Origin of the sequence: Treponema denticola (assembly GCF_024181645.1) — a bacterium.
GTDB lineage: Bacteria > Spirochaetota > Spirochaetia > Treponematales > Treponemataceae > Treponema_B > Treponema_B denticola_A.
Genome location: NZ_CP058624.1, coordinates 2522261 through 2540932 on the forward strand (window position 1 = coordinate 2522261; position 18672 = coordinate 2540932).

Consider the following 18672-nt stretch of genomic DNA (forward strand, 5'->3'; position numbering starts at 1 on the left):
TATAATTATGGAAAATACAAGTACTTTAATAGAAATAATAAATGCCGATATTACAAAATTAAAAGTAGATGCTATCGTAAACGCTGCAAATACTACTCTTTTAGGCGGAAGCGGTGTTGATGGAGCTATTCATGCCGCTGCAGGCCCGGAATTATTGGAAGAATGTAGAACCTTAAAGGGCTGTAAAATAGGGGAAGCTAAGATAACGGGAGCCTATAAACTTCCTTCAAAATATGTGATACACACTCCCGGCCCTGTTTATGAGAACGGAAAAAACGGAGAACCTGAACTTTTAGCGAATTCTTATAGGTCTTGTTTAAATTTAGCTTTTGAATATGGCTGTAAATCCATAGCTTTTCCTTGTATAAGTACCGGAGTTTATGGTTATCCTAAAGAAGAAGCCGCAAAAATAGCCTTAAATGAGATTTCCGCATTTTTAAAAGAACATAAGGATTGTATGAAGGTTTTTATCGTCTGCTTTGGAAAAGAAAATGAGGAGATTTATAGGAAAATAATGGAAAAAAATTATACTAAATAAAAAGATCTACATATTTATCAAAAACAAATATTCTATTTCGTGAATATCCTGTACGTTCTTTGAGTATATTCAGTCCGATAAAGGCCTTTATTAAGCTATTGGCTGTTTTGGCTGTAATTTTCATTTCTTTTTGGAGGGCAGTACTTGTAATAACGGGACTATGAAAAAGGAAATATAAAAATTCGTTTGCCGTTTTGGTACGTTTACCAAGAGAAAGCAGCTTGTTTTTTTCCAAATCGGTTTTTAGCTCAATTATTTTCTTTAAGGTTTGTGTCGAATTTTCGGCGGTTTGACTTACTCCCTCTAAAAAATACTTTATCCATTGAGACATATCATTTTTTGTCCGTACAAAGGTGAGGTTGTCATAATAAAGGGTTTTATTTTTTTCAAAAAAATCGGAAAGATATAAAAGCGGTTTTTGTAGGATATTGCTGTGTACCAAATAAAGACTTATCAAAAGTCTTCCGATTCGTCCATTACCGTCTAAAAAGGGGTGTATTGTTTCAAATTGGTAGTGGGCTATTGCAATACGTATTAAGTGAGGAATGTTGATATTGGCATTATTTAAAAAAAGCTCCAAGTCCGATAAAAGCTCGGGAAGTTCTTCATGTGCAGGGGGGATAAAAACTGCATCCGAAAGACTTGTTCCGCCTATCCAATTTTGAGAAATCCGGAATTCTCCCGGGCTTTTATGCTCTCCTCTTCCCCTTGAAAGTAGTATTTTATGAGTATTTTTAATCAAACGGTTTGAAAGCGGTAATTTTTCAAGCTCCTCTATTGCATTATTCATGGCTTTTACATAATTATGAACTTCCTGCCAATCGTCTCTTTTTTCGGGGTCTAAATTTTCTTGTTCATTTAATGCTTCTTCAATATTTGTTCGAGTTCCTTCAATACGGTTTGATATAACGGCTTCTTTAAAAATATGCATTATGATAAACATATCTGCATCGGGAACCAGAGATGAAAAAGAATTTAAGGCTCCTAAATGAAAAGAAGCTTTTTCTAAAAGAGTGTTAATAGAGGTATCTTCCCATGAAAAATCATGATTTATCTTTTCAGGCATAAAATATTGATATTTATATCCTTGTTTTAAGCTGCCGGATTTAAAGTCTTTTATATCCATTTTTTCTCCTAATGGACTTATTTTAACATAAATTTAGCAAAATAGCAAGTTATAATTTACTTTAAAGGCTTAAAGTAAATTATGAGAATTTATAATTTACTTTAATGACGATTTTCGAAGTATTTTCATGCTTGACAATAAAATTTCTTTATTTTACGGAAGTCTATTTAAGGAAATTTATTTAAATACCGACGAAGACTTCGACAATATGTCTTATTTTATCCAAAACAGATTCTTTTTTCTTTTCTCTTGCTCCGTGACGGCGTGATGTAGGCGGTATAATGCGATCCAGCTCATCTCCTGCATATTCTACATAACCCTTTCCTATGGCTTTTTCTATAAACCGCCTCGATTCTTCTTTTAATTTTTCTTCTTCGACTAAATTTTTAATCTTATTTTCTTTTTCCTTTTTTGCAAAACTGTAAAAGTTTTCAAGTATGTCATCGGTGTTTTTTAATTCGGATAATTTAGTCTTGTTTATAAAGTCCATAATCAATTCTTCTTTTGCTCTAGTGCCTAGACTTGATCTTATAACCCTGCGAACTTCTGATTTTAAATTTTCAATATCATCATTACCTTTTGATTTTTCAAAAATCAAAGCCAAAATATAATCCAAATTTATTTCATCCGTTTTAAGTAAATCAATTTGGAATTCTATGTCTGAAAAATCAGTATATTCTCCGCCGATTTTATCGTGCCGCTGCGAATTGAAAATGGCTTCTCTGATATCAACATAGACACTTTTCATATCCTGCATTTGTCTTTCGGAGATGATTCTTTCAAAGTTTTCAAATTCGTCAAAGTTTCTTAGAATATTTTCAGCTTGCAATAGTTCTCCAAAGAGCCTTACAAATTCTTTTTTCTCCGATTCGTGTACAATTTCGGCAGGATCGGGAAATTTGGTTGTAAGTTCATTGCATATTTCTATATAGCCTTTTATAACTGCTCCTGTTTCTTCATCAGTAAAACCATGTATATATTCTTCATAGCTTTTTTCCAAAATAATATTTACACTGTTTTCATCGCCAAAAGTTTTGATGGCATCTTGAGTTGCTTTTTCCAAGTCTCTAAAACAAACGATATTTCCAAAGGTTTTTACCTTATTTAGTATACGGTTTGTTCTTGAAAAAGCTTGAATGAGTCCGTGAAATTTAAGATTTTTGTCTACAAATAATGTATTTAATGTCGGGGCATCAAAGCCGGTTAAAAACATTCCGACAACAATAAGCAGATCGACTTCTTTATCTTTTACTTTCAGCGATAAATCTTTGTAATAGTTTTGAAACTCATAGCCGTTTGTCGAAAAGTTTGTTTTGAAATATCCGTTATAATCCGCAATAACCTTGTCTAAAAATTCTTTTGAAGTAGAATCCATCGCGGATACATCAAAATTTTCTTCGGATATTTCGCCGATGGCTGCTTGCTCTTCATTGGCTGCAAAACTGTAAATAGTTGCGATTTTTAATTTCTTTTCTTCGGGTAAATTTTCTTGTTGTTTTTGAAATTCTTCATAATATAATTTTGCTGCTTCAATGCTTTGTACAGCAAACATAGCATTAAAGCCGTTTAATCTTCTATGCTTTAAATCATAATACTCGTTTCTATGTGTCTTTGTATCGAATACTTTTAAAATATGTTTTGTTATTTCTGCTATCCGCTCAGGATGAAGCAGCATCTTTTTTTCCAACGCAGCTAATTTTTTTTCGTCTTCTTCTTTCTCTGCAGTTTTAAATTTTGGCGTGATGTTATTATAGTCAACCTTAAATTTTAAAACTTTTCCGTCACGAATTGCATCCGTAATAACATAACTGTGGAGCTGTGCTCCGAATATTCCCGATGTAGTATCGCCTCCAAAAGAATTTTCGGGGAATATAGGAGTTCCCGTAAAGCCGAATTGATAATGCTTTTTAAAAGATTTTCTTATATTTTTCTGAGCCTCTCCGAATTGAGAGCGATGACATTCATCAAATATAAGAACACAATGCTTATCATAAATTTCATGAGAAGGATTTTTTTTGACAAATTCATTCAATTTTTGAATTGTGGTAACTACGATTCGGTTGTCATCTTTTTCAATTGATTCTTTGAGCTTTTTTGTATCCTTGCTTCCGTTTACACTGTCAGGTTGAAATCTTTGATACTCCTTCATGGTTTGGTAATCCAAGTCTTTTCTGTCTACTACAAAAAATACCTTGCCGATAAAATTCAGTTCAGTTGCAAGCCGTGCAGCTTTAAAAGAGGTAAGCGTTTTGCCTGAACCTGTTGTATGCCAAATAAAACCGCCTGCTCCTTGCTTTCCTGCTTTTTTTGCTTCATAGCTTGATTTTATTTTCCATAAAATCCGTTCGGCTGCTGCAATTTGATAAGGCCTCATAATGAGGAGGGTGTTATTAACATCAAATATGCAATACTTTGTAAGAACTTCAAGGATAACCCGTTTTTCAAAAAAGGTTTTTGTAAAATCTTCCAAATCCCGAATAATCCTGTTTTTTGCATCCGCCCATTCACAGGTAAATTCATAATTATTTTTATTTTGGGCTGTGGTATTTGCAAAATATCTGGTATATGTTCCGTTGGAAATAACAAAAATTTGTACATATTTATATAGGGAATTGTTGCTGTTAAAGCTTTCTTTACTGTATCGGTGTATTTGATTAAAGGCTTCGTGGAGATTTACGCCGCGTTTTTTTAATTCAATATGCACAAGAGGTAAGCCGTTTACTAATACCGTTACATCGTAACGGTTGCGTTTAGTTCCTTCTCCAACAACCTGATTTATTACCTGTAAAAAATTATTATGAATATTTTTTTTGTCGATGATTTTTATATTTTTTACATGCCCATCATCAAAGATAAAATCATAAACATGATTTTCTTGGACTTTGCGGGTTTTTTCGATCATACCATCGTTTGGAGCATCCAAATATTCCTGTAAAAAACGATTCCATTCTTCCAATGAAAATGTAATACCATTTAATTTTTCAATTTGGATTTTTAAATTTGCATATAAGTCTTCATTTGATCTTATTGCAAGTCTTTCATAGCCTTGCGAAACCAAATTATCAATCATAGTTTGTTCAAGTTCTGCCTCGCTTTGATATGATGTCTCTTCTGCATATAAGCCTTTTTCAAAATGGGCTAAGATAATTCCATTGGTCATTTCGGCTATGGTAGATGTACCGTATTTTATACTGTCTTCAGGCATTTAAATTACTCCTTCCATTTATATGTTTTTTTAAAATTATTGAATAAAACGTCCAATAAATTTTTTTCATATTGCTTTAGTTCTTTTGCTTCTAAATCTGATATTTTGTTATGTGAAAATAAATTAATAAATCTTACATATGCTTTTTTATCTTCTTCAGACATCTTTTCAATCGCAATCAAATCACCCCAACTATTATAACCGAGAAAAGTTGCGGTTTTCTCTAATAAATTTCTAAATAGCATAAAATGGTATCGCTCAATTTTATTATTATCAATTGCTTCTTGAATTATTTTTTTGATAAATAAGTGATATCCAAATGGTGTATCATTTTGCTTATTAAGCAAATATCTATTATTATCATTTTTTTGTAATAAACAATATTCTTTTTTATTATCTGATATATTTCTTTCGCTTTTAAATTCATTAAATAATACATTGTAAAATAATGCATGATGTGTTGTGATTATAAACCTTAATTCATCATTTTTTGAATTAGCTATTACCTTACTCAGAGAAATAGCCAGATGTATTAGATTATTATCATCTAAAGAAGATACAGGATCATCTATAAAAATATACTGAATAGAATTGAATTCATCTGTACTTCTATCACTGATTTCATCAATATTTAGTTCAGATATAATCGTTTCCATTAGGACAAAAAATACAGTCCAAATAAAAATACTTTCTTCGCCTTTAGAAATCTTTATATTTGGGATAGCTTTTTTATCTCCTGTCGGTAAACTAAAGGTAATCTCTCCGGTGCTTATATTTATATCCGGTTCAATTTTTGAAAAGGTAAATTCTTTAAATCTTTTTACTATTTCGGTTTCTTTTCCCTGTCTTTCTATAAGGTCAATAAATTCGGAGTTTTTATTAATCTTTAATTTTCTTTCATTATCATTCTCTAAATCATTATCCCAAAAAAATAAATCCTGTGTAAATGCATTGTAATATATTACATGTTTAATTGCTTCATCATCTTTTACCTCATTGACCAAGTCTTTGAAGTCCATAGATAATCTGGTTTTTCCTGTACCATTAAACGCATATAGTAAAGTAATCTTTTTATTTGAATCTTTTATTCTTTGAGCTATTTCTGTTAAAGAATTATATTCTTCCATGTTTTATCTCTCTATATATATCTAATTTGGTTTAGGAAAATTTAATAATTTTTCCCGATAATATTCATATTGTTTTTTTCTTTGTTCAATTTCTTTCGGCAGCCCTTCCGAAATATTATGTGCCAATGTATCGAATTTATCAAGGATTGATACGATGTATTTCTGAACAGAGAGAGAGGGGAGGGGGATTGAAAATTTTTTCAAAATCTCTTTGTTAAGACCTCCTCGGCTTCCATCACCTGATGAAACATTTCTTAATTTATTATATTGCCCCTCTAAATAATAATAAAGATAATCATTATTTAGATATTCATTAGGTATTAATGTTGCTAAAGATTGATTTGTAGAAAGTTCTATTTTTATTCTTGCTACCATTCCTCTTGTTTTTCCTTGACCGGCTAAAGCAACTACTGTTGAACTGGCCGGAACTAATGTTGCACTTGAATTATCATAACCTTTTTTTGTGATAAAATCATTAGTGCTATATATTATTTTTTTATTTACTTCACCACTACTCATCCAAGGAATATTACCATTTTGCCAATACTCATTTTTTGTTCTATCAGGTGTTCCTCCGAGTACAATATCAGAAACATTTTCTAACTTTTTCCATTCTACACCAAAAAGTTTTATGCCCACAATATCCGCCGCCTCTTTTAATAAAACAAAATAATCATTTGATATTAGCTGTCTGCTGTCTGCTGTCTGCTGTCTGCTGTCTGCTGTCTGCTGTCTGCTGTCTGCTGTCTGCTGTCTGCTGTCTGCTGTCTGCTGTCTGCTGTCTGCTGTCTGCTGTCTGCTGTCTGCTGTCTGCTGTCTGCTGTCTGCTGTCTGCTGTCTGCTGTCTGCTGTCGCAATTATCACATTTTACGAAAAATGTCAAGAGCTTTTCCCGATAATATTCATATTGTTTTTTTCTTTGTTCAATTTCTTGAGGGAGTAAGCCTTTTGTATCTTCAACTAATGATTGGAATTTATCTAATATTTGTACTACTTTGTTTTGGATTAAAATATCTGGGACAGGAACCTTATAATTATCGGTAATGCTAGTTGATATCTGAGGTAATTTTCCTGAAATAGCATTGTCTTTAAAATACTTAACATTGCTTTTTAAATAATAATATAAATATTTAATATTTAATAGTTTTTTATCCAGAGTCGCATATGACCACATTTCATTTTTATGACTAAATGGCCCATCATAAAATTCAAAGTCTATATTTCCACGAGATTTAACAATTATGCTTGGCTGATTTATTATTTTTTCTTTATCAATATCTTTTTCATTAACATAAGCAACTGTATTACCGCCGGCAAAAATTTTTATACTTGCTCCAAGTTTATTAATCTTTTTCATTTTCTCGGCTGTAATATTAATTCCTTTTTGTCTTATACATATTTCTTTAATGCTACACCAGTAAATATTTCTTTGATTTTCTAATTTATCTATCTTTTCAGAAATCTTATTTAAATACTTTTCACTTAACAGCGTATCTCGATAATAAGAATATTGTTTGATTCTTGTTTGTAATTCTGTTTGTAATTCTGTTTGTAATTCTGTAAATGTATCAAGTATTTTTACGATTTTTTCTTGGGTTTGTAAAGAAGGGATAGGGATTTCTATTTGCGAGTATTTTGAAATCCATAATCGTTTGTGTTCTGTTGTATCAATTTTGATTATTTGCATATAATGATAACAATATCTTAAATTGACACCCTCTCTTGGTTTTAAGATTTTCATTGCCGATGATTTAACTTTAAAATTAAAGTCTACCCACTGATTACTGCTAGTAAAATCATCAAATATGATAACAGGATTTTCCTTATTCGCATTGTATATACCTTGTTTCTCATCGGTAAATCCAAGTATAAATGTTTGCCCGGCGGTTAGAACCGGAGTATTATATTTGTCATTATAATTTGTCGTTTTAACTATATAATCCGTTGGTTGTTCATATTCAATTAGTGAATCCAATCTCTTCCATTCTACTTTTTCATTTTTCAACATTTCATCTATCTTATTCATTTTTTTGTGCCGCCTTTTTTAGCAAGGGTTTCGAGGCGTTTTAATTCATTTAGATAGTCTTTTTCTACTTGGCTAAAAGTTTTCATAGAGTATTTTTTGTATTCTGCTTCTACCCTGTTTTCCATCTGCGGCCTAGATACCGTTCCGCTGCCGGTTAAAAGATTTTCGCCTGCGGCTTCAAGTATTTTGTCCACATGTTCTATCCAATCCTTCATTGTCATAGGAATTTCTTTTTGTGCTTGTCTTTCTGCAAAATCCAGATAACCGGATACTAAATTGTTTAAACCTTTTAGTTCTTTTTCTGTCAGATAGTTTTTTGCCGTTTTAGCTTCTCTTAAGGTTGGAAGTTCTCCTTTAAATACGGTAAGTCCCATAAACTCTTTTTCGCTATCTACCCGGCCGTAAATCAATTCGGCTGCTGTGTGATTGTGTATCGCATAATGCATCTTGTTTTGTACGGTTGCAAAAAATAATTTGGCTTCTTCGGTATTCGCGTTGTAGTCGATGCTAGTGGCAAATAAATCCAAAAGTTGCCGGTAAAAAACCTTTTCGCTTGAACGGATATCCCTGATTCTGTCTAAAAGTTCTTTAAAGTAATTGCTGCCTCCAAGGTTTTTGAGCCTGTCATCGTCTATCGCAAAACCTTTTATGATGTATTCTTTTAAACGTTCTGTAGCCCATCTTCTAAAATTCGTAGCAATTTTTGATTTAATCCTATAACCTATAGAAATTATCATATCCAGATTATAAAATGGTATTTCTCTTGTAACAGTGCGATTCCCTTCTGTGCGAACCTGTCGGAATTTCCGACAAGTTGAATCTTCATCCAGCTCTTCTTCTTCGTATATATTTTTAATATGTTCAACCACATTGGTTCTTGATGTTTGAAATAAGTCGGACATTTGTTGTTGTGATAACCAAACCGTTTCGTCAACAAAATGAACGTCTATTTTTGTTAAACCATCTTCCGTATTATAAATTAGAATTTCACCATTATCATTTTTTATTTCTTTATTCATCTTCAAGCTCCTTGACGATTTCGTTTATGGCAGCTCTCAGTTCATCTATCCTGCTGACGGTTTTCGCGATTTCCCTATTCAGCACTTTAATGTCTATGATTTCTCTCGTATCTTCTTTTTCTACATAGGTTGAAACGGAAAGATTATAGTCATTTTCTTCTATTTCGTCTCTTTCTATATATCTCGAAAAATGTTCTTTTCCGCTTCTTTTTCTAAATTCTTTAACTATCGTATCTATGTTTTTTTCTTCTAAAATATTGTTGTTTGTCTCTTTTTTAAATTCTTTACTTGCATCAATAAATAAAATTTTATTTTCGGTTTTATTCTTTGCCATTACCAAGACACAGGTTGCTATCGAGGTTCCGAAAAATAAATTTTCAGGAAGCTGAATTACACAGTCTATAAAGTTATTATCCACTAGGTATTTCCGGATTGTTCTTTCCGCTCCTTTGCGGTAAAAAATCCCCGGGAAGCATACAATGGCTGCCCGTCCTTGACTGGAAAGATAACTCAAGGAGTGCATTATAAAGGCGTAGTCGGCGTAAGATTTCGGTGCCAGTTTTCCCGCTGGTGCATACCGTTCATCATTTATAAGAGTCGGATCATCGTCGCCTACCCATTTGATGGAGTAGGGCGGGTTTGAGACGATTGCATCAAAGGGTTTTTCATTTTTGTGAAGGGGATTTAAAAGGGTATCGCCCCGCTTAATAGAAAAATTGTTGTAGTTGACATTGTGTAAAAACATATTCATACGGGCAAGGTTAAAATTGGTCATGTTTATTTCCTGTCCGAAAAAACCTTCGTCTATAATATGTTCGTCAAACTGTTTTTTCATTTGCAAAAGCAAGGAGCCGCTCCCGCAGGTCGGGTCATATACCTTGTTAATACTTGTTTTTCCGTCCATGACAAGCCGAGCTAAAAGTTTTGATACCGTTTGCGGAGTAAAAAATTCTCCTCCCGATTTTCCCGCATTGCTTGCATAATTGGAAATCAAATACTCATAGGCATCGCCGAATGCGTCGATATCGTTGTTTTTAAAATCTCCGAAATTGATTTCTGCAATTCCCGTTAATATATCTGTTAACCGCTTGTTCTTTTCGGCCACCGTTCCGCCTAAGCGATTACTTGTCGTGTCCACATCTTCAAATAACCCCTTTATATCGTCTTCTGAGGCAAAACCGACGGCACTTCCTTCAATTGCTTTAAAAATATTAGCTAAATCGGTATTTAAATTTTCGTTATCCTTTGCTTTTGCTGCAACATTTTTAAATAGCTGACTCGGCAGGATGAAAAAGCCCTTGTCTTCTACGGTATTCGGTCTAAAATCTGTCTCAGCTTCTTTATCGGAAATCTTTGCATAGTCAAAATCAGTGTCCCCTGCTTCATGTTCTGCAGAGTTAAAAAATTCGGCCATGTTTTCCGATATAAACCGGTAAAAAAGAATTCCCAATATATATTGCTTAAAATCCCAACCGTCTACCGCTCCCCTTACATTATCTGCAATAGACCAAATTTTTCTGTGTAGCTCTGTTCTTTGTATTATTCCATTATTTGCTTTTGAGTGATCGGACATTCTCGCTGCCTTTTTATTAGTTTATTTTAAATTTTTTAATAAAATTTACCGACTATTATACAATAAATTTGAGAGAGTTCCAACTAGTGTATTTATTGTGTATTTTGTTATTATTTTTTTAGTTTCCAACCATTGACAATAAAATTTCTTTATTTATAATGTACCTAATTTAGGTAAATTTAAATGACTTCCAAGACTTTAAATTTTAAAAATAATTTTTTTTCGATATTGCCTTTTAGACAGCTTCCGGTCTTGTTCTTTTTAGCTCTTGTGTCAGCCTTGGCTCCCTTTGTGAGCTTTTGGGCTCTTTCAAAAACAATCGACGCTCTTTCAAACCTTTCCCAAGTTCAAAATGTTATTCTATACATAATTTTTATAGGGGCATTTTTAGTTACAAACGACAGTTTTGAAGCTATCCGCTGGACATATTCTACCTATATGGAAGGGAAAATCTTTTTAGAAATGAAAGAAAGGCTTTTAGAAAAGGTTTCAAAATATGCGTACATAGACATCTTTGAAAATCCGGATTTTTTAAATAAGTTAAGACTGGCTGATCAACTAATTCCCAAATTTAACAGTTTTTTTAATTCTCTTGCTATGCTTTTTTCGGGAGTGCTGGGTTCTTTGCCTTTTTTATGGATTGGAATTACGACGGCTTGGTGGGTGCCCCTTGCTCTGATAACGGGTTTTTTACCGAGTTTAATTATAAAATGGAATCTTGAAGAAAGGCTATGGGCCTTGGAAATTCAAAACGGAGAGTCCTACAAGGAGGCCGCCGTTCATGAGCACATTCTTTTGGATTCTGCCTTTGCAAAAGAAATACGCCTGTGGAATGCAGCTTCATTTATTCTAAAAAGATGGAAGAAAAATAGATATAATCTTTTAAGGGAAACTTCCCGGCTTAGAAATAAAAGCATGGGAATGACCCTTTTAGCCCATATTTTTGAGGGGCTTGTGGATTGTACTGTGATTGCATACTTATATATGCTTGTGAGCCGAAGCGTTTTAACAACCGGAGGCTTCGTTTTTGCGATTACGGCGGTTATTCAGCTGCGGCAAAATGCCTTTACCGTGCTTTTATTCGGTGTCGATCTTAAAAGCGATTTTAACAGGTTAAAGCCTTATTTTGATGTTATAAACTACGATGAAACTATAATCGAAAAGAGCGAGCCCTATGATGAGAAAATAAATCCTCCTCAGACAGCACAAAATGCTATAGTTTTAAAATCTCTTTCATTTTCTTATCCTAAATGTGAAGAAAAGGCTCTTAAAGATATAAACCTTGAAATTAAAAAAGGAGAAAAAATAGCTCTTGTCGGAGCAAACGGTTCCGGTAAATCTACTTTGATTAAAATCATAAGCGGAATGTATCCTGATTTTGAAGGAGTCTATTTTTTTAATGGTAAAAATTCAAAAGAGATTGCGGTTAATGATCTAAGAAAGTCTTTTGCGGCCGTTTACCAAGACTTTGCCCGTTTTCCTATGACATTTGAAGAAAATGCAGCAATTTCCGAGATTGCCGAGCAGTTTAATGATGAGCCGGATTCTTTTAAAACTGAAAAAAAAGAATTTAAGATAGATGCTTTTAAATTTGAAGAGCTTTGTAAGTGTTTTCCGATAGCAAATTCAATGTTGGAGCCTAAGACCCTGCTTACAAGGCAGTTTAAAGGAGGGCTTGATTTATCGGGAGGCCAATGGCAGAGACTTGCCCTAATGCGTTGTGCTTGGGCGGATAGGGAAATAATTCTTTTGGACGAACCTACCTCGGCTCTTGATCCCGATTCCGAGCATGATGTCCTTGAAGCTATGATTGAACTTATGAAAGGAAAAACGACGATAGTCGTTACACACAGGCTAGCCCTTTGCCGCAGTGTTGATAGAATAATCGTAGTTGAAGACGGCTCAATCGCCGAAATCGGCACACACACCGAGCTTATAAACAAAAACGGCCGCTATGCCGAAATGTTTAAAAAACAAAGTGCCCGTTATAAATAAAAAAGCCCTCGAAATCGAGGGCTTTTTTTGAGTGATTTTTTTTAGCGGGCGTATTCTACGATACGTGTTTCGCGTATAAGGGTTACGCGGATTCTTCCGGGGTACTGCAAATCGTTTTCGATTTTTTTTGCAATGTCCCGGGCTAAAATCTTGGTATCGGCATCGGAAATCTTCTCGTTGTTGATAACAACCCGCAATTCCCTTCCGGCTTGGATTGCGTAAGCTTTTTCAACTCCGTTAAAGCCTTCAGCCAGCTGTTCAAGGTTTTCAAGCCGCTTAACATAATTATCCATAGTTTCGCGTCTTGCTCCAGGTCTTGCAGCCGAAATTGCATCTGCAATCTGTACGATTACCGATTCAACACAGGTAGGCTCTATATCATTGTGGTGAGCTCCTACAGCATTAACAACCCTCGGATCTTCATTGATCCTCTTTGCAAGCTCCATTCCTATTTCGGCATGGTTTTTATCGGAATCGGTTTCTGCTCCCTTTCCGACATCATGCAGTAAGGCACCGCGTTTTGCAATTTCGACATTTGCACCGATTTCGCTTGCAATCATTCCTGCGATTATGGCTACTTCTTTAGAATGCTGAAGCACATTTTGTCCATAGCTTGTTCTAAAATAAAGCCTTCCCAAGGCCCTTACGCCTTCTTGGTTCATGTTATGGATGCCGAGGTCGAATAGAACCCTTTCTCCTTCTTCATAAACCTTTTGCGAAATTTCTCTGGTTACCTTTTGCACAATCTCTTCAATACGTGCCGGGTGAATTCGGCCGTCGAGAATCAATCTCTCCAAGGCAACCCTCGCAATTTCTTTGCGTACAGGGTCGAAACAAGATACTACAACAGCCTCAGGGGTATCGTCGATTATTATGTCTACACCGGTAAGAGTTTCCAAGGCTCGGATATTGCGGCCCTCTCGGCCAATAATCCTTCCTTTCATCTCATCGCTGGGCAAGCTGACCGTTGAGACAGTGATGTCGCTCGCCGTTTCCGTTGCAAGACGTTGAATCGTCGTAATCAGAATATCCTGCGCTTTTTTTTCTGCTGTCAGCTGAGCTTCTTGTTCTATCTTATTTATAATAGTAACCGCATCATGCTTTGCTTCAGTTTCCAAGTTACGGATAATCAAATCCTTTGCCTGCTGCTGGGTCAAACCGGAAATTCTTTCCAGTTCTTCCCTATATCTTTCTTCTTCACCGCTTAAAATTTCAGCTCGCTCATCAAGTGCGGCTTCTCTCTTGACAAGCTCTTTTTCTTGTTTTTCTACAGTTTCGACACGTTTATCGAGGAGTTCCTCTTTTTGTGTCAATCTGCGTTCAAAACGCTGGAGATCACTCCTGCGTTCCCTATTTTCCCGTTCCTGCTGTTTTTGTTCCCGAATCAGCTGCTCTTTTGCTTCAAGAAGGAATTCCTTCTTTTGAGCTTCAGCATCTTTTATTGCCTCCTGTAAAATCCGTTCTGCACGTTGTTCAGAAGCAGATAGTTGAAATCTGGCATAAAGCCAGCGAATCGTCCATCCAAGAATTATACAGACAGCAGGAAGGATGACATACAAAATCCAATTCATCGGTATGCTCCTAAAAAGTGTACTACTGTCCAGTCTCATAATACAGGCAATTGAAAAAAAAGTCAATAAAAATTTTGAAATTTATTCTTGTTTAAGCGTAAATTTTATGATATACTTTTTATTAATAAGGAGAGTTTTATGAAACATAAAAAAAATGTATTTGTAGCCGGTTTATTTTTTATCGGTTTGGTTTTTGCTTTATCGTTCACCGTCTCTTGCGGAGGTAAAACCGAAAAGCAAAAAGTAGTATTAACCGTACAAGCAGAACAAGGCTGGATGCCGTATTATAAAGAAGCAGTAAAAAGGGTTGAAGAAACTCATCCGAATACGGAAATTAAACTTATTGAAGTAGGAGCTTTCGATCATTTGGATAGGCTTGATGCCACAGATGCTTCAAATAAGGATGTAGCAGATTTATTTGCAATTCCTGCCGATAGACTTTACGGACTTGCGGAGAATGAAGCTTTAGCTTCCATCGATTCCAAAAAAATTTCTTCCGAATTGGGCGGCTGGTCGAATTTTGATTTAGGACTTGGCGGAAACTTAAAAATCGGTAACGAATATCTTGCTTTCCCCCTTAATATAGAAACACTCATTACCTTTGTAAATACAGCAAATGCAAAAGCACAAGGTGCCGATTATACCAAACCCTTCGAACTTGCAAATCAAAAAGATCCTGCAACCGTTTTATTGCCTCTTTTTGATGCATGGTACGGAGTTGCTCCTGCAAATTCGGCTGCAATCGAATTCTTAGGAAAGAAAAACGGAACGGAACTTTTTTCCGATATGGTTATGGAATTTAAAGACTTACCGGCAGAAAAAAGAGCTGCAATTGAAACTATATACAATTATTGGAAGCTCAATTATGAAAACAAAACTCCGCTTTTTGATGCAGATGCCGGTTGGGGTTATATTGATAAAGAATTTAGTAATGGAAATAAGGGCGTTATCCGTTTGGGCGGACCGTGGGATACGGGAAGTATTTTAGAACAGACAAAAGGAAATCTTGTAATTTATCCTATAAGCCATATTACCTTAAACGGTAAACCGATTTTACATTGGAAAGGCGGCTGGGGACTTGCTATTAATTCCCGTATCGAAAAAGATGCAGAAAAATATGCACTTGCCGAAGCGATGATAAAAGAAATCGTAAACCCGAAATATGCCGTAGACTTTTTTAAAGCGACCGGTAAGATTTTGGAAAATGTTCCTGCCGAAACATATGCCGCTTCAAATCTTTCAGATACGGAAAAGGCTGTTATTAGAGCAGTAATAGAATCTTATAAAATTTCCCCTGCCCGTCCTTTATTTAAGGAATGGGGAAAGGTTTGGGATACATGGAGAAATGCCGTTCTTTCATGGAACAGTGTTAATCCTAAAAATGCCGAGGAAGCATATAAAGAATTAAAGGCTTCTTTCGATGCAATGATGGCAAACTTTAAAATGTAATGGTAAGCTCTAAAATTTCTGTCAGATTTTAGAGGTTTCCTAATATCCTAAAAGCTGTCGGCATAGTATTGTCCGGCAGCTTTAAAACCGGAGGTGAAAATGACTTATTCAAAAACTTTGTCGGACGGTATAGGTAATATTCACCCTAGGAAAAACCTATATCTGTTAGAATTGGCGGAAGCCGATTCTGCAAAACGCAAAGAACTTAAAGCTGCAAAGTCTTCACACGAATACAATATTAAACTTGAAGATTTTAAGGTAAAACGGAAAGAGTTTTTAAAAACATTAAGACGGAAAACAAAACAATATTCGGCTTCTCATAGAGAAGATGCTGCAACCGATTATTTAAATCTACGGCTTTTTAAAGCGGAGCGAAAAAAAGAATTTTATAAAGATTTTGCGGAACTTTCTTATGACGCTTTTTTGGAAGCAAAAATTGCAGAACTTGAAATACGATATATACCGGATATCCTTGCCCATAAAGCATTGCTTCAAAAGAAACTCCAGACAGTAAAAGAAAAACTAGCGGACATTGATGAAGATGAAAGAACAATTATTCAAAAAACAATTGAGCTGACCGTTGCAGAGCGTAAAGAAAAATTAAAAACCGAACTGAAAACACTATCGGAAAAATATACATCCAAATCCATTTCAAAAAAAGCCTATAAAACCGAATGTAAAATTAAAAGAGCTGCATATAAAGAAGATGTTCTTGCTGCATCTTTTACCGACCCCAAAGTGAGTTTACAAGAAGAAATTAAAAATATTACATATCGGCTTAAAATGGATATAAAAACAAAACTGAATGTTTTAGAATCGGATATTGCCGATGTAAGAAGAAAAACGCCTATCGAATTGGAACGGTTTCCTTTAATTTCCGTTTTTACCTGTTTTTTACCCGGTCTCGGACAGTTATTAAATAAACAATATGTAAAAGCCGGTATTTTCTTTTTATCTTCAATTTTTATTTATCTCATTGCATTCCCCTATATTTTAGGCTATACGAATTATCAAGGTTCAGGAATTTCAGGGCTTATCGGACTTGCCGAAGGCGGAACAAAAATAGATAAATCAATTATTTTTATGATTGAAGGCATTATAGCTCTAATTTTAATTCTTTTTTCGGTCTTACTGTATACTGTTTCTTTTAAAGATGTTCGGAAGGTTGAAGTAAATGCCTTAAAAGGCATAAGACGGAAAACTTGGTTTGAAAGCAAACGAAGCATTGAACGGGAGGGCTTTCCTTATTTGGTGTCAGCTCCGGCTTTAATTGTTATTGTATTTATCGTAATAGTTCCGATTTTGACGACGGTTTTTATTTCGTTTACAAATATGGATCCGGTACATCAAAATAAATTTTCATGGATAGGTTTGCAAAACTATAAAACGCTGATAACGGGACACGGCGTTGCAGGTAAAGCATTTTATCTTATTTTGGGATGGACTCTTATTTGGACGGTGGGAGCCTCCACGCTTTCGATTGTTATAGGCTTTGTTTTAAGTCTTATTGTCAATCAAGAAAGAATAAAAGGAAAATCAGTTTTTAGAACAATTTATCTTTTACCGTGGGCGGTGCCTGCGTTTATAACGATTATGTTTTTTTCGATAATGTCTTCGCGCGGCGGTCCTATTTCAGAATTGCTTGAAAAACTGTTTGGGCTTTCGATTGATATTAAAAATAATCCGCATCTTACCCGCACAGCACTTATTCTTTTACAGAGCTGGCTCGGTTCCGCATATATCTTTTTACTTTCTACGGGCGTTTTGCAGGGCATTCCAAAAGATTTATATGAAGCTGCCGAAATAGACGGTGCAACCGGCTTTCAGCGTACTATGAAAATTACCGTGCCTTTAGTGCTTTATCAAACCGCGCCACTTTTAATAATGCAGTATACCTTTAATTTTAATAACTTTTCGATTATATATCTTTTTAATTTGGGCGGGCCTTTTAATCCGACAAAATATGGAAATTTGGCAGGAAGTTCGGATATATTGATTTCTTATATTTATAAATTAACTATCGAAAATCAATATCAAGCGATAGGGGCTGCAATTACGATAGGAATTTCGCTGGTTCTTATGGTATTTGCATTTTTGAATTTTAGAAGAACAAAAGCTTTTAAAGAAGATTAAGACAAGGAGAATAAAGATGAAAAAACAAAATGAACTTTATTTGTCGGATAAGCAGCCTCTCAATACCGGAGGTAGAATTTTTCTTACCCTTTCCTATCTGATTATGATCGTCTGGGCTTTATTTATTATTTTGCCTCTGGCTATTATTGTTGTATCGGCGTTTAACGGAAATCAAGGGAAAAACATTTCACTTCAATCGGTGTTCAGTTTTTCGCTTAAGCACTTTGAATATCTTTTTACCGAGACCTATTTTTTTATGTGGGTAAAAAATACGCTTATTGTAGCTATTGCAACCGCCTTACTGACACTTTTAATCGTGTCCTTTACCGGTTATGCGTATTCACGGTATAAATTTACGGGCAAAAAAACTATTCTTATGGGAATTATGCTTATCCAAATTATACCGGTTTTTGCGGGACTTACCGCGTTTTATACCCTCCATTCGATTATTTCTACGGCAATTCCGTTTTTTTCAAAAAAGGCAATGCTTGTTTTAATTTATTCGGGAGGAGGAATTGTAGGAAACACATTTATACTAAAAGGTTATATAGATTCAATTTCGCGGGAGCTTGATGACGCTGCAAAAATAGACGGATGCTCAAATATGGGGGTTTATCGGCTGATCATTATGCCGATTGCGCGTCCGATGCTTGCCATTATTGCTCTTTGGTCGTTTATCGGGCCTTTTATGGATTACATGTTACCGAAAGTTTTACTTACTAATTCAAAAGATTATACGCTTACCGTAGGCTTATTTACACTTATAAACGACGCAAGAACTATGAACGCACCGGCATTTGCGGCGGGCGGCTTATTAACGGCAATACCGATCATAATCTTGTTTATCAGTTTGCAAAATCAACTGGTTTCAGGGCTAAGTTCCGGCTCGGTAAAAGGATAGAAACATGAT

13 protein-coding genes are annotated in these 18672 nt (G+C 34.9%); 5 read left to right on the forward strand and 8 right to left on the reverse strand.

The annotated features are described in order from the left end of the window. Positions 1 to 7 precede the first annotated feature (7 nt). Positions 8 to 538 carry an O-acetyl-ADP-ribose deacetylase gene (locus tag HO345_RS11890; protein ID WP_253683078.1) on the forward strand — a complete coding sequence of 177 codons (531 nt, stop codon included), beginning with the start codon at positions 8 to 10 and terminating at the stop codon, positions 536 to 538. Here HO345_RS11890 and HO345_RS11895 read toward each other — a convergent pair. The 7 genes from HO345_RS11895 to HO345_RS11925 form a co-directional block, all read right to left on the reverse strand. Then, positions 531 to 1664: a Fic family protein gene (locus HO345_RS11895; RefSeq protein ID WP_253683079.1), complete on the reverse strand. Its 1134-nt coding sequence runs from the start codon at positions 1662 to 1664 to the stop codon at positions 531 to 533. The genes HO345_RS11890 and HO345_RS11895 overlap by 8 nt on opposite strands. Before the next feature lie 181 nt (positions 1665 to 1845). Beyond that, positions 1846 to 4869, reverse strand: a complete 3024-nt coding sequence (locus HO345_RS11900) for a type I restriction endonuclease subunit R (protein WP_253683080.1) — start codon at positions 4867 to 4869, stop codon at positions 1846 to 1848. Between the two features lie 5 nt (positions 4870 to 4874). Further along, complete coding sequence (locus HO345_RS11905; protein ID WP_253683081.1) at positions 4875 to 5996, reverse strand: AAA family ATPase; 1122 nt, start codon at positions 5994 to 5996, stop codon at positions 4875 to 4877. A 21-nt stretch (positions 5997 to 6017) separates the two neighbouring features. Next, entirely contained in the window at positions 6018 to 6635 is a 618-nt protein-coding gene (locus tag HO345_RS11910; protein WP_253683082.1) for a restriction endonuclease subunit S, read from the reverse strand. A 34-nt stretch (positions 6636 to 6669) separates the two neighbouring features. Continuing rightward, positions 6670 to 8022, reverse strand: a complete 1353-nt coding sequence (locus HO345_RS11915; protein ID WP_253683083.1) for a restriction endonuclease subunit S — start codon at positions 8020 to 8022, stop codon at positions 6670 to 6672. After that, positions 8019 to 9041: a virulence RhuM family protein gene (locus HO345_RS11920; protein WP_253683084.1), complete on the reverse strand. Its 1023-nt coding sequence runs from the start codon at positions 9039 to 9041 to the stop codon at positions 8019 to 8021. The genes HO345_RS11915 and HO345_RS11920 overlap by 4 nt, the downstream gene beginning before the upstream one ends. Then, a complete protein-coding gene (locus tag HO345_RS11925) occupies positions 9034 to 10614 on the reverse strand; it encodes a type I restriction-modification system subunit M (RefSeq protein ID WP_253683085.1) in 1581 nt (526 codons plus the stop codon). The genes HO345_RS11920 and HO345_RS11925 overlap by 8 nt, the downstream gene beginning before the upstream one ends. Positions 10615 to 10797: 183 nt before the next feature. Here HO345_RS11925 and HO345_RS11930 point away from each other — a divergent pair, with 183 nt between their 5' ends. Next, positions 10798 to 12609: an ABC transporter ATP-binding protein gene (locus tag HO345_RS11930; RefSeq protein ID WP_253683086.1), complete on the forward strand. Its 1812-nt coding sequence runs from the start codon at positions 10798 to 10800 to the stop codon at positions 12607 to 12609. Positions 12610 to 12650: 41 nt separating this feature from the next. Here the strand turns inward: HO345_RS11930 and rny are convergent, their stop codons facing one another. Continuing rightward, positions 12651 to 14180 carry a ribonuclease Y gene (gene rny, locus HO345_RS11935; RefSeq protein WP_253683087.1) on the reverse strand — a complete coding sequence of 510 codons (1530 nt, stop codon included), beginning with the start codon at positions 14178 to 14180 and terminating at the stop codon, positions 12651 to 12653. Positions 14181 to 14318: 138 nt separating this feature from the next. Here rny and HO345_RS11940 point away from each other — a divergent pair, with 138 nt between their 5' ends. From HO345_RS11940 to HO345_RS11950, 3 genes are all read left to right on the forward strand, one after another. Next, entirely contained in the window at positions 14319 to 15629 is a 1311-nt protein-coding gene (locus tag HO345_RS11940) for a sugar ABC transporter substrate-binding protein (RefSeq protein ID WP_253683088.1), read from the forward strand. Positions 15630 to 15728: 99 nt separating this feature from the next. Further along, complete coding sequence (locus HO345_RS11945; RefSeq protein ID WP_253683089.1) at positions 15729 to 17762, forward strand: ABC transporter permease subunit; 2034 nt, start codon at positions 15729 to 15731, stop codon at positions 17760 to 17762. Positions 17763 to 17778: 16 nt separating this feature from the next. Continuing rightward, a complete protein-coding gene (locus tag HO345_RS11950) occupies positions 17779 to 18663 on the forward strand; it encodes a sugar ABC transporter permease (protein ID WP_002692172.1) in 885 nt (294 codons plus the stop codon). Positions 18664 to 18672 lie beyond the last annotated feature (9 nt).

Coding starts and splice junctions, on each gene's coding strand:
- HO345_RS11890 (WP_253683078.1), top strand. CDS start 8: ATGGAAAATACAAGTACTTTAATAGAAATAATAAATGCCGATATTACA.
- HO345_RS11895 (WP_253683079.1), bottom strand. CDS start 1,664: ATGGATATAAAAGACTTTAAATCCGGCAGCTTAAAACAAGGATATAAA.
- HO345_RS11900 (WP_253683080.1), bottom strand. CDS start 4,869: ATGCCTGAAGACAGTATAAAATACGGTACATCTACCATAGCCGAAATG.
- HO345_RS11905 (WP_253683081.1), bottom strand. CDS start 5,996: ATGGAAGAATATAATTCTTTAACAGAAATAGCTCAAAGAATAAAAGAT.
- HO345_RS11915 (WP_253683083.1), bottom strand. CDS start 8,022: ATGAATAAGATAGATGAAATGTTGAAAAATGAAAAAGTAGAATGGAAG.
- HO345_RS11920 (WP_253683084.1), bottom strand. CDS start 9,041: ATGAATAAAGAAATAAAAAATGATAATGGTGAAATTCTAATTTATAAT.
- HO345_RS11925 (WP_253683085.1), bottom strand. CDS start 10,614: ATGTCCGATCACTCAAAAGCAAATAATGGAATAATACAAAGAACAGAG.
- HO345_RS11930 (WP_253683086.1), top strand. CDS start 10,798: ATGACTTCCAAGACTTTAAATTTTAAAAATAATTTTTTTTCGATATTG.
- rny (WP_253683087.1), bottom strand. CDS start 14,180: ATGAATTGGATTTTGTATGTCATCCTTCCTGCTGTCTGTATAATTCTT.
- HO345_RS11940 (WP_253683088.1), top strand. CDS start 14,319: ATGAAACATAAAAAAAATGTATTTGTAGCCGGTTTATTTTTTATCGGT.
- HO345_RS11945 (WP_253683089.1), top strand. CDS start 15,729: ATGACTTATTCAAAAACTTTGTCGGACGGTATAGGTAATATTCACCCT.
- HO345_RS11950 (WP_002692172.1), top strand. CDS start 17,779: ATGAAAAAACAAAATGAACTTTATTTGTCGGATAAGCAGCCTCTCAAT.